The organism is Mobiluncus mulieris ATCC 35243 (assembly GCF_000160615.1).
GTDB classification, from domain to species: Bacteria; Actinomycetota; Actinomycetes; order Actinomycetales; family Actinomycetaceae; genus Mobiluncus; species Mobiluncus mulieris.
The window spans coordinates 1-12,819 of sequence record NZ_GG668518.1; the positions used below are offsets into that span (position 1 = coordinate 1).

8 protein-coding genes are annotated in these 12,819 nt (G+C 58.0%); 7 read left to right on the forward strand and 1 reads right to left on the reverse strand.

Going from position 1 to position 12,819, the window contains the following annotated elements:
* Window positions 1-815 precede the first annotated feature (815 nt).
* From HMPREF0577_RS00005 to HMPREF0577_RS00035, 7 genes are all read left to right on the forward strand, one after another.
* A complete protein-coding gene (locus tag HMPREF0577_RS00005) occupies window positions 816-1,922 on the forward strand; it encodes a tyrosine-type recombinase/integrase (RefSeq protein ID WP_036342068.1) in 1,107 nt (368 codons plus the stop codon).
* A 176-nt stretch (window positions 1,923-2,098) separates the two neighbouring features.
* Complete coding sequence (locus tag HMPREF0577_RS00010; protein ID WP_004011557.1) at window positions 2,099-4,069, forward strand: ABC transporter substrate-binding protein; 1,971 nt, start codon at window positions 2,099-2,101, stop codon at window positions 4,067-4,069.
* 185 nt (window positions 4,070-4,254) lie between these two features.
* Window positions 4,255-6,285, forward strand: a complete 2,031-nt coding sequence (gene typA, locus HMPREF0577_RS00015; RefSeq protein WP_004011558.1) for a translational GTPase TypA — start codon at window positions 4,255-4,257, stop codon at window positions 6,283-6,285.
* Between the two features lie 149 nt (window positions 6,286-6,434).
* Window positions 6,435-8,318 carry a VanW family protein gene (locus HMPREF0577_RS00020; protein ID WP_004011559.1) on the forward strand — a complete coding sequence of 628 codons (1,884 nt, stop codon included), beginning with the start codon at window positions 6,435-6,437 and terminating at the stop codon, window positions 8,316-8,318.
* 32 nt (window positions 8,319-8,350) lie between these two features.
* On the forward strand, window positions 8,351-8,671 hold the full coding sequence (fdxA, locus tag HMPREF0577_RS00025; RefSeq protein WP_004011560.1) for a ferredoxin: 321 nt from the start codon (window positions 8,351-8,353) through the stop codon (window positions 8,669-8,671).
* A 179-nt stretch (window positions 8,672-8,850) separates the two neighbouring features.
* Entirely contained in the window at window positions 8,851-10,152 is a 1,302-nt protein-coding gene (locus HMPREF0577_RS00030; protein WP_004011561.1) for a citrate synthase, read from the forward strand.
* Window positions 10,153-10,187: 35 nt separating this feature from the next.
* On the forward strand, window positions 10,188-11,162 hold the full coding sequence (locus HMPREF0577_RS00035; protein WP_004011562.1) for a DapH/DapD/GlmU-related protein: 975 nt from the start codon (window positions 10,188-10,190) through the stop codon (window positions 11,160-11,162).
* A gap of 17 nt (window positions 11,163-11,179) precedes the next feature.
* Here the strand turns inward: HMPREF0577_RS00035 and HMPREF0577_RS00040 are convergent, their stop codons facing one another.
* Window positions 11,180-12,673 carry a DNA repair protein RadA gene (locus HMPREF0577_RS00040; RefSeq protein ID WP_004011563.1) on the reverse strand — a complete coding sequence of 498 codons (1,494 nt, stop codon included), beginning with the start codon at window positions 12,671-12,673 and terminating at the stop codon, window positions 11,180-11,182.
* Window positions 12,674-12,819: the final 146 nt, after the last annotated feature.

Below are 12,819 nucleotides of genomic sequence, written 5' to 3' on the forward strand. Positions count from 1 at the left end.
CCTAGGTAGAAACCCAAATGCTACGCAAAAAAGTGCAATTCTGGCGCAAAATTTACCACATTTCAAACCTATTAATCGCTAGTGGAACCTAACTTCCATAATAACGTAGCATTTGGAGCCTTTTGAATGTAGCGCGTAACTTATGCCAATCCTAGAAATCTAATTCGTGTTTTCGGCACACTAATACTCAAGGTCTGGAGGGAAATTTAGACTATTACCGGTGCATCAATTGCGACAGTACCGAAATTTGGCGGCATTTTCTGCCCTGATGGCAAGATTTAATGTCTTGAGGTTATTAAATCGGGCAAAACGTCCCAATCAAGAGTTAAATAGGCTACAATGTCCAGTTTTTTCTAGTTGTGTGGTGAATCTGCTTTTTGGTGTCCCGAATTCATCTGGTTTTGCCGCCAATACCAACCAGGCGCAAAACTTGTGAGACTAATGGGGGCGCATAGCCTGGCCTGAGGCTGAGGGTGGCGCATAGCCTGGCCTGAGGCTGAGGGGGGCGCATAGCCTGGCCTGAGACTGAGGGGGGCGCATGGCCTGGCTTGAGGCTGAGGGGGCGCATGGCCTGGCCTAGAATTAGGAAAATCGCCGCAAACTCCGGCCTAAAATCATAAAATCAGAAAAATAGTCTTGAACCCCGCCCCAAAACCAAGAAAACCAAGAAAACCAAGAAAACCAAGAAAACCAAGAAAACCAAGAAAACCAAGAAAACCAAGAAAACCAAGAAAACCAAGAAAACCAAGAAAACCCCAGTCTAAGACTAAGAAAACCGCCCAGACCCCAACAAGGACGATGTTACAATATCTGGCGTGCAGGGAATAACAGAAATCAGGCATAAAGACGGTCGTGTCGTCTACCGGGTTCGATTCCGAGACGGCAAAACCAACGCCAGTGAAACTTTTCGTAACATAGAAACTGCTACCTATTTCCGGGATTTAGTGAAGCAATTCGGCGGCACCGCCGCCCGCAACATCCTAGATTCACGGGAAAACCCTGACGATACGGATACCCTCACTCTCGGCGGTATCCACCAATCCTATTTGGAGCATGCGGCCTCGTATGCGACCCCTGGCACCATCGCCCGCTACCGAAACATGGCTGCCAGCTACATTTTCCCCAAAATCCCGCCGCAAACCCCCATTCGTGCCCTCACCCGGGAAAGTATAGAAAACTATGTCACCTGGCTTCGAGCCAAGCCCAGCCGATACGGAACCTCGCTGAAACCTCGAACAATAAAGAGGATTGTGGCTTTCCTCTCTACCCTGTTTAACTACCAGATAGAAATCGGGAATCTGGAAAGTAACCCCGCGCGCGGCATCCGCATCCCCAACGACGCGATCCCCACCCAGCCGGTGTTCCTCACGCCGCAACAAGTCGAAAAAATCGCCGATAATTGTGGCTATTACGGGGTTCTGGTTCGGTTCCTATACGCCACCGGTTTGCGATTCGGGGAAGCCACCGCTTTGACCCCCGCCGATGTGAATGTGAAAACCCGCACTATTACCGTCTCTAAAGCCTGGAAACAAGGGGAGAAAAGCAGTGACTTTTACCTTGGCGCCCCGAAAACAGACACTTCCACGCGAACAGTTTTGGTTTCTAAATCTGTTATTGCCTTGTTGAAACCGCTGTTGGTCGAGGACGCGCCGTTCCTGTTTCACCCTAAAACTCGTCCTGATCGTCCCTTGCGTAACAAGACCTTTCGTAACTGTGCCTGGAAACAAGCCGTCGAGAACATGGATCCCCGGCCGCGAATCCACGATTTGCGCCACTCGCATGTTTCCCGGCTTATCCAGGCTGGCATCCCCCTGCCGGTAATCCAGAAGCGGGTCGGCCATAAGGATATCCAAACCACGATAAATATTTATGGCCATATCACGCCGAAAGATGCCCGCGCCGCTGCCGATGTTTTCGGGTGACGTGGTGCGGGGTTGCGCGGGTGGCCGGTGGGATGGACGCCGGGTTCATGAGGTGCCAGCCGGGGTGCTGGGCGAATCGCCAAGAGTGAGCCATCCCGGGTGTGAACCCGGGATGGCTCCGGACACAATCCGTGGTTGATAGAATCAACCACGTGTGGCGCAAATCCAAACAAGTAATGGTTAAAACCTTGGTCTTAGGGATGCTGGGAGTGCTTGGCCTTGCCGGATGCGCGATGGCACCTCATGAACCCGGCACTAACGCCACCAATGCCACTAACGCCACTAACGGCGCCAACAGTGACCTTCCCGGCAGTCACCCGGGCGCGAACCTGCCCGGGCTGCCGCCGGGCGCCAAGCCGCTGACAAACTACGTGACCGTCGCCGCCACCGAACCGAACACCCGGTTGCTGCCCTCGACCGCCGTGGACAAGGCGACCTCGAAAATCACGCGTCTGATATTTTCCGGCCTGGCCTTCCTCGACGAACGCGGCCAGGTCAAAAATGATATCGCCACCGCGATAATCCCGAATGAAACCTGTACTATCTATGATATTGAAATCCGTCCCGACCTGTATTTTTCTGATGGGACGCTGGTGAAGGCCGGGAACTTCGCGCGCACTTGGTCCGATATTGTGCGCAACGCCGACACCCGCCGCGAAGCGACGTTGCTGAAGGCTGTGCGGGGTTATGCGGATACTGCGCGGGGTCATGAGGTGCCATCCGGGACGATGGCGAATCCCGGGGCGGCGACTAATCCCGAGGGGGGGAGCGTCCCGGCCTTAACTCCGGAGCTGGAGGGGATAGAGGTGATGAGCGACACGCATTTTAAGGTTCACTTAGAGCGGTCAACCTGTGATTTTATCAGCCGGGTCGCCACCCCTGTGTTCGCGCCGCTGCCGTATGCGGCCTTTGACCAAAATGGCAAAATTTCGGCAAACTTCACCGAGAACCCTTATGGTTACGGGCCGTATATGCTGTCGCGGGAAGGCGCGTGGGAACGCGGGGTACAGCTAAACCTGGTGCCAAACGAGCGGTATTTGGGGCCGCGTTTGGCGAAAAACGAGGGGATTTCCTTTAAATTTTATCGCGACCGCGACGCTTCGTACCGGGATTTACAGACCGACGAGCTGGATGTGGTTGATGCGCTGCCGGTGGCGGCGTTGAAAACCTATCGCGACCAGTTGGGGGCGCGAACTAAAGAGCATGTCTCGTCGGTAACCAGTTTCCTGGTGTTGCCGCGCGTCGCGCGGTTTTCGCCCACTACCGACGAGGGACGGTGGCGTCGTCAGGCGATTTCACTGAGTCTGAACCGAGCAGAAATAGCGCGGAAGTATTTTTCTTTGATGGTGATTCCCGCCACTGACTTTGTGTCCCCGGTGGTTTTGGGGTACGACAAAACCCGTTCGGATAACGAGGCGCTGCGTTTTGACTTGGCGCGGGCGAAAGCCGCCTGGACGCAGGCCAATACCCTGTCGCCGTGGGAAGGGGAACTGGTTTTGGCGCGGGTGGACAACGAATCCAGCGAGTGGGTGGAGCGGGCGGCCAGCCAGATTCGTACGGCACTGGGGGTGAGCGTCCGAGTGGTGAGTTTCCCCGATCGCGCCGCTTTACGCAAGGCCGCGACAGAGGGGATTAGCCCCGGGTTCGGCCAGCCGGTTCAGCCGAGCCAGCCGAGCCAGCCGAGCCAGCCGGGTAAATCCGGCGGGAAGAACCCCGGTAGTGCTGCGGGTTCTGGGCAAGACAAAACGAATCAAGGCGGCCAGCCGGGTCAACCGGGGCAGCCGGGTTTTTTGAACACGCCGCCGGGCGCGCTGCTCACCCCGTATCTGGTTTACGCGGATTCCTGGGAGCCAAAGTATCCGGGTATGAACGCGTATCTGTGGCCGTTGTTTTCCGCCGCTGGAATCGGTAATGATTCGGGCTATCATAATCCCGGGTTCGAGGATATGCTGGGCAAGGCTCGCGCTGCAGTTTCCGAATACCAGGCTTCGCATATTTACCACGATGCCGAGACTATCTTGTTGCGTGATTTACCGGTAATTCCGCTGTGGTTCGAGAAAACCGCCGTCGGATGGTCGACGAAGGTCGCGGGGCTTCACCTTGACTGGCAAGGAATTCCGCAATACTGGCGTATCACTAAAGATTAGTTCGCCCCAGTTGCTTGGTGGGTCGCGGGGGCGCTGTGGCGCTTGACGCTCGGGGGCGAAACCGCGTAGCTGTCGAGGCGCTAGCGCCACAGCACCCCTAGCGCCTCATGAACCACAACAACGCAAATGCGCTAAAATACTGAAGGTTAAAAACAACGATTCAAGGGAAACAGTAAAGAACGCTTATGGCACAGACCGCACAAACCCCACAAACTAAACAGAGAGAAGACCTTCGTAACGTCGCCATTGTCGCACATGTGGATCACGGCAAAACCACGCTGGTGGACGCGATGTTGCGCCAGGCTAAGGCCGAGGGGCTGCGCGCTGACACCCCGGAGCGGGTTATGGACTCGGGGGATTTGGAGCGCGAAAAAGGCATCACTATCCTGGCGAAGAACACGGCCGTGAAATATTTCGGGCCGGCTGCCCAAGCCCACGGTCTGAAGGACGGGGTAACCATCAACGTCATCGACACGCCTGGTCACGCCGATTTTGGCGGCGAGGTTGAACGCGGCCTGTCCATGGTTGACGGGGTGGTGCTGTTGGTGGACGCCTCGGAAGGCCCCTTGCCCCAGACCCGCTTCGTGTTGCGTAAGGCGCTGGCGGCGGCGCTGCCGGTCGTTTTGGTCGTCAACAAGGTTGACCGCCCGGATGCCCGGATTCATGAGGTGATATCCGAAACCACTGACCTTTTGCTGACTTTGGCGTCTGATTTGGAAGCCAGCGAGGAAGTGCTGATGGATGGCCAGCCGGAGGCAGCGGGGACGGGTGAATCCCCGATGGCACCTCGTGAAGCCGAAAGCAACGCGAGTGTCGGAACTAACGCGACCACCGGGCGACCCAAACTGGATGTCGACCAGCTGCTGGACTTGCCGATTATCTATGCTTCGGCGAAGGCGGGGTGCGCATCCTTGAAGAACCCGGGGGACGGGAATGTGCCAGACGGCGACCTGGAATGCCTGTTCGAGGCGATTTTAAAGCACATTCCCGGTCCTACCTATATCCCCGGTGCCCCGTTACAGGCGCATGTGACGAACCTGGATGCCTCGCCTTTCTTGGGGCGTCTGGCGTTGCTGCGGATTCACAACGGGAGTTTGCGCCAAGGCCAAACGGTGGGCTGGGCGCGGTCGGACGGAATGGTAGAGGCCGTGAAGATTACGCAACTTTTGGCGACTCATGGACTCGACCGGGTGCCGACTGAATCCGCCTCGGCCGGCGACATTGTGGCGGTGGCCGGGATTGACGATATTACGATTGGTGAATCCCTGGTGGATTTGGATGACCCGCATCCGTTGCCGCTGATTACGGTGGATGAGCCGGCGATTGCGATGACGATTGGGATTAATACTTCGCCTTTCGCGGGGCAGGTCAAGGGGGCTAAGGTTACCGCTCGCCAGGTTAAAGATCGTTTGATGCGCGAGTTGGTTGGCAATGTGTCGCTGCGCGTTAAAGACATCGGTCGGCCTGATGCCTGGGAAGTACAAGGGCGCGGCGAGTTGGCGCTGGCGATTCTGGTGGAACAGATGCGCCGCGAAGGCTACGAACTGACCGCTGGGAAACCCCAGGTGGTGACAAAGACGGTCGACGGGAAACTGCTGGAGCCGATGGAGGCTTTGACAGTGGATGTGCCCGAGGAATATCTGGGGACGGTGACACAGTTGCTGGCGGCGCGCAAGGGACAGCTGAAAACCGTGACGAATCACGGTTCCGGGTGGGTGCGTCTGGAGTTTTCTGTGCCGGCACGCGGGCTGATTGGGTTCCGGTCGCGTTTCTTGACCGAGACACGCGGGACGGGAATTTCGGCATCGGTGGCGGCGGGATTCGCGCCGTGGCAGGGGGATATCGAGTCGCGTGCTACTGGGTCGCTGGTTGCCGACCGGGCTGGTAAGGCGAGTCCCTATGCGATGATTAAGTTACAGGAGCGCGGGGCATTTATTGTCCAGCCAGCTTCCCCCGTTTACGAGGGTCAGGTCGTGGGCGAGAACCCGCGTGGCGAGGACATGATTGTCAATATTACCAAGGAAAAACAGCAGACTAATATGCGTTCTTCTACCGCCGAGGCTTTTGAAGGCCTGACTCCGCCCAGGGTTTTGACCCTGGAGGAGAGCCTGGAGTTTGCGTCCAATGACGAGTGTGTCGAGGTCACACCGGAGGCGATTCGTATTCGCAAGGTTATCCTGAATGCCGAGGCCCGGTATAAGAGTAAACGCCAGTGACCCCGGTTTTTGCGGTCATGGACACATAAGCCCCTTATTGAGAATACTTGATAACGAGATAAGTCTGTGACCTGGGGGTTTGTCTGGGGTGATATCGTAGCAAAGCGCTTATGTGTCCATGATAAAATCAGGGGTTAAAGGAGGGTTCAATGACCAAAGCGCCCCGGAAACCGACACTCCGGAAACTGGAGCCCGGGAAGTCGGCACCCCGGAAACCGATACCCCGTGACACGAACGTCACCGAGGTCTTCGCCGGTTTTGCCCAGGACAAGAAACGCACCGGTCGGTTCCCCGCTACCTTGGGGCTGATAATCGGACTGGTCGTTTTAGTCTATGTCGGGACGGGTATCGCCCTGTCCGGTGCGGTTCCAAAGGGAGCCAGTTTTGCGGGAGTCGCAGTGGGGGGAATGTCCACTGACCAGGCCATAAAGAAATTGGAAACGGAACTGGGACCCAGGCTCAAAGCGCCACTGAAGGTGAAACTGGGCGAAAAAACCGCGCCGCTTGACCCGGTGGCGGCGGGACTCACCCCGGATTTCGCTGCTTCGATAAACCAGCTGACGCGTTTTACCTTGAACCCGCTGACAATCATGTCTCGTTTGACCGGGGTAGGGGAACAAACCTTGAAAACGCAGGTCGACCAGCGGTTACTCGACCAGGCCGTCGCTAAGGTGGCGCCGCTGCTGCGGATGGCACCTCGTGAAGCCACCTTCCAGTGCGTCGACGCGAAACTGCACCCCGTGAAACCCCAGCCGGGATACGACTTGAACCTGGCTGCAGCCAGCGCCAGCATCGCGGCCAAGTGGTGGCGCGGCGAGCCACTGAGCCTGTCGGGCACCACCATCGCCCCGAAAAGTACCATCGCGCAACTCGACCAGGCCGCCGCTGGCCCCGCGAAAACCCTGATGAGTAGACCCGTTAAAGCCAACGTTGGCGGTAAAACCCTCGAGATACCCACCGGGGAACTGTGCCGGGTCGCCTCGTGGAAACTGGGGGGCAAAAAACTCGCGGTCACCTTGGACGGCGCAAAGTTGCGTGACTATGTCATGAGTCGCGTGTCCGGGTTGGAAACCAATCCCGTCGATGCCCGCTTTGAATTTGTCAACGGCGCGCCCCAGGTTGTTCCCAGCATCAACGGCACGAAACTGGAGGCGGCCGAAGTCGCGTCCAAAATCCAAGCCGGCGCGATCTCGCCGGAAAACCGCGAGGTCAGCGTGGATTTACAGCCAATAGCCCCGAAGTTCACTACCGAGGATGCCACCCAGGCCGGTATCAAAGAAGTCATTGGTGAATTCGACACCCCGGTCACCGCCGTGGCCAAGCGAACCGGGAATCTGCGGCAAGGAGCGGCGAAAATCACGGGAGTGATGGTGCGCCCGGGTGAAGAATTCTCGCTGGAAAAGGTGCTCGGCCCCATAACCGCCGAAAACGGCTGGTCAGACTCGGGGGTTATTAACAACGGGGTGCACACCACGGCGGTGGGCGGAGGATTGTCACAATTGTGCGCCACCACGCTGAATGCGGCGTGGTTCGCGGGTATGGATTTAATTGAATTTCACCCACACTCCGTGTGGTTTTCCCGTTACCCGGCAGGACGCGAATGCACCTTGTGGGAGGGCTCGCTGGATTTGCGATGGCGCAACCCCAATCCGAAGCCGGTGCTGTTGCGCGGCTGGGTGGGAGCCGAGCGGCTGCATGTGCAAATGTGGGGTACCAAGTATTTTGAGGTGAAATCCACCCAGAGCGAACGCAGCGGGGTGCGTGCCCCCGGCAAGAAAGTCAACACTTGGTCGGGGTGCGTGCCCAGTAGCTCGGGGCAATCCGGTTTCACGATTTCCAATACGCGGGTGCGTCTGTTGGATGGCAAGGAGTATGATTCCAAGACCTATACGCATACCTATCAGCCCGACGACCAGATTGTATGCGCGAAGGATGGCAAGGATGACAAGGACGGTAAGGACGCGAAAGCCAAGTCCACGTCGCGCGGTGCCCCCGGCGCAAAGCCTTCGACCAATCCGAAAGCCGTGGATTAAACCCTTAGCCTATTGTGACATAGACTTATCGTATGACCTATGTGATTGCCCAACCCTGTGTGGACGTGAAAGATCGGGCGTGTGTGGACGAATGCCCGGTTGACTGCATTTATGAAGGCGCACGAACCTTGTATATCAATCCGCTGGAGTGCGTGGATTGCGGGGCGTGCGAAGCGGTCTGTCCCACGGAAGCAATTTTCTATGAAGACGACCTGCCCGCAGAATGGGAAGATTATCTGCGTGCCAATCGGGATTTTTTCGACGACATTGGCACTCCTGGCGGGGCGAGCTCCTACGGTCCGGTTGACAAGGACGACCCGATGATTGCTGCGCTGCCTCCGATGAATCAATAACGCTGGGCATCCGGGCTGGCACCTCATGAATCGGTGTAAACGCAACCCTGCCCTCAACCCTAAGTTCGATGCAAAATCCAGGTAAAGGGACAACCCCGTTTCGACTTGCTAAACTTATAGAATCTAAAATATTATATATTGTAACAATCTATACATTGTAACACCCAAAGGAGGTTCTGATGGGCGACGAATCCGCCGACGAATACTATATCCAAGCCGGCTCCACCAGGCTCGACACCCCGTTGCATCCCGCCACGCTGGGCTGCAACGGCCTGGAAATCAATAAACTTTTAGCCACCACTGGCGATGTCGCCCTGGACTACGGCTTCGGCAACACGGCCAATTGTGAATCCAGCATCACCTACATTGACGGCGCGAACGGGATTCTGCGCTACCGAGGCTATCCCATCGAGGAACTCGCCCGCGAATCAAGCTTCGTAGAGGTCGCCTATCTGTTGATTTACGGGGAATTGCCCGACCGGGCGACCCTAGACCTTTTCACCCACCGGGTTAAACACAACCGACTTTTGCCCGAGGATTTCCTAGCCTTTTTCGGGGCTTTCCCCTCGAAAGGGCACCCCATGTCCGTGCTACAAGCCGGGGTGGCGGGCTTGGCAACGTATTACGAAGACACCCTCAATCCCCTTGATCCCGAACAACTCGAGGCCGCGACCTTCCAACTGTTGGGGAAAGTACCCACCATGGTGGCGATGATTGCGAAACGCGCCGAAGGCCTGCCCACGCTTTACCCCGATTCTTCGCGGGAATTGACCGAAGATTTCATCCGCATGACCTTCGGGTTGCCCTACCAGTCCTACGACATTGACCCGGTGTTGATTCACGCGCTGGACACCCTGTTTATCCTGCACGCCGACCATGAACAAAACTGTTCGACTTCCACCGCGCGTTTCGTGGGGTCGTCGCGCGCGAATCTCTATGCCTCGGTGGCCTCGGCTATCGGTGCGCTGTCCGGGCCGTTGCACGGGGGCGCGAACGAGGCCGTGTTGCGCATGTTGATGCAGATGGAGGACACCGACATGACGGTGGCCGAGTTTGTGGAAAAAGTCAAGACCAAGGCAGAGGGCGTGAAACTGATGGGCTTCGGGCATCGTGTCTATAAGTCCTATGATCCGCGCGCGGCCATAGTCAAGGAATCCGCTCATGATGTCCTGTCGCGCCTGGGTAAAGCCGATCGGCTGCTTGATCTGGCCCTCGAGCTAGAGGAGGTTGCCCTGAGTGACGACTACTTTGTGTCCCGGCATCTCTATCCAAACGTGGATTTCTATACCGGCCTGATATACCGCGCGATGGGCTTCCGCATGAAGATGTTCACGCCCCTGTTCGCGATTGGGCGGTTGCCGGGTTGGATTGCGCAATACCGCGAGATGATTACCGACCCGTCGACGCGAATTACCCGACCGCGCCAGGTTTATGTGGGTGCGGCGGAACGTCACTATCGCCAGGAATCGGCGGGTTCATGAGGTGCTAGTTTGAGAGGGAAGAGGAGGGTTAAATAATGCCTGATGAAATCATAAAGAAAGCCTGGGGAGTGGGCGTCACCGCCGAGACTTACGGCGGGAAAATGCTGGACACGTGGTTTCCTTATGTCCACAAAGGGTCTTTGAATGATGCCCAGGCGCGGGAATACGCGGCTCGTCTGGCTAGTTTGGAGCGTCGCGATGATGCCCGCGAAATCAATAACCGGGTTGTGATTGTGGAATCCGACCTGGAGAGTGACGTGACGAATCCGCGCGACGGGTTTTTACGACTGCATGTTTTGTCGAAGCGTTTAGCGAAACCGAATACGGTGTGCCTCGAGGGCTTATCTCACCAGTTGAACCTGGTGATGTGGACGAATCACGGGGCGTGTGACCCGGTAGGTTTCGAGGAAACCCGGCTGCGGTTGAAAGCGAAGTTCGGGGTGGGGGTGTCGGTGCAGTCCCTGGATCGGATTCCCCCAATGACCAGTTATGTTTCCTCTAGTGACGTGCGTATCACCAGTTCCCCGAATGTGCGTTTAGGGGCGTATTTGGCTCCCGGTACCGAGATTGGTTACACCGGTTTCGTGAACTATAACGCGGGAACCTTGGGGGCGGCACATATCGAGGGGCGCTTGTCCCAGGGGGTGACCGTAGACGAGGGCACCACCTTGGCGGGGGGTGCTTCCACGGCGGGAACCATGGCGATTGGGGTGCACCAGCGCGTGTCTCTGGGGCGGAATTGTCACCTGGGAGCGAACTCTGGGTTGGCGATTCCCCTGGGGGATGAATGTGTGATTGAACCGGGGTTGTATTTGAATGCCGACACGAAGGTTTATGTGATGCCTTCCGGTGGGGTGATTCCGGGGGAAACCGGGTTCTTTATGGAACCGAAAACCCTGTTGGCCTCGGATTTGTCTGGCGTATCCAATGCTTTGTTCCGTCGCAATTCCCAGACCGGACGGGTGGAGTGCGTCGGGCGGGACGGGTTGCAAATGGAGTTTGCTGACTAGCCGCGTTCCTGGGTTGGTTAAGCGTCGGGGGAGGGGTGCAGGGCGAGGGCGAGGGCTTCGCGCAGGTTTTTCGCGGTTCTCAGGCTAAGCCCGCGCGGGGCGGAAAGTTTTTCCGCCCCGGCGGCGGGGACGACCGCCGTGGTGAAACCTAGGCGGGCGGCCTCCGCGAGGCGCCGCGACAGCGCGGTGCAACTGCGGATTTCGCCGGTCAGGGACACTTCCCCCAAAGCCACTAAGCGATGGTCAATTACCTGACCAGTGACCGCGCTGGCCGCCGCCAGCGCCACCGCCAAATCTACCGCCGGTTCCACCGCGCGCGCCCCGCCCACCGTGGACACATAGGCATCGAGTGTCCCCAAGGGCAGTTTCATCCGGGCTTGTAGCACCGCCAGCATCATGGAAACCCGCGAATAATCCAGTCCGGACACGGTGCGCCGGGGACTGCCGGCGGCCATCGGGGTGGCCAGCGCCTCAATCTCTATCGGCAACGCCCGCCGACCTTCCAGGCTCATGGTCACGCACGATCCCGGCACCGGTTCGGCGGTTTGGGATAAAAACAGCCCGCTGGGGTCAGCGATGCCCTCGATACCGGATTCCGCCATCTGGAAAAATCCCACCGCGTCGGTCGGCCCATAGCGGTTCTTTACCGCCCGCAACAGGCGCAACTCCCCGGTGCGCTCGCCCTCGAACTGCAACACCACATCCACCAGGTGTTCCAGGGTTCGCGGACCGGCCACCGCACCATCCTTGGTGACATGCCCCACCAAAAGCAAGCCCATATTGCGGGATTTTGCGGCTGCGGTCAGTTTCGCGGTGACCTCACGGACTTGCGCCGGGCCGCCTATAGACGTGTCTAGGAGCGGGTCGGTTAGGGTCTGAATAGAATCCACAATCGTCAGCGCCGGGGCAGCGGCCTCTATCTGGCTCAAGGCCTGATCCACCGAGGTTTCCGCCGCCAAAAGCAGCTCATCGGCCAGCGCGCCGATGCGCCTGGCCCGCGAATACACCTGTTGCGCGGTTTCCTCGCCCGTCAAATACAGTACCCGCCGGCCTTCGCTAGAATCTTTGCTGTCACCCCGCCGTCCGCTTAGGCTCACCACCTGCGCCGTTTCGCCGGTAGCCTTATTCAACTCGCCAGACTCGTCGCCACGGGCTACCGCCGCCGCGACCTCTAGCAGCAACGTCGACTTGCCGATGCCCGGTTCCCCGGCCAAGAGGATTACCGCCCCGGGAACTACACCGCCTGCCAAAACCCGGTCGAATTCCGCCACCCCGGAGGGAATCCGCGCGGTGGCTTGCGTCTCGAATGTCGCGATAGCCTGAGCCGGGGAAGCCGGCTTGCCCAGGCTCGCCCGCCCGGCGGGCTGGCCCCTCATGAACCCGGAACCCGAAGCACCCACCACCGATTCCTCCAGGGTGCCCCACTCGCCGCACGCGCGGCACTGCCCAGCCCACTTCGGCCATTCTTCGCCGCAAGACCCACACACATACACGGTTTTCGATTTTGCCATGCCTCTATCTTCCCACGCTCCCTAGCCCCAAAAATCCGCTAACTCGCACCGGGACTTTTCCCCGGCAAAACGCCAAAATCCCCGAATAGCGCCTCATGAACCCGACCTCACCAAGAAGTCTGATATAATTATCGCGGTTGACCGCA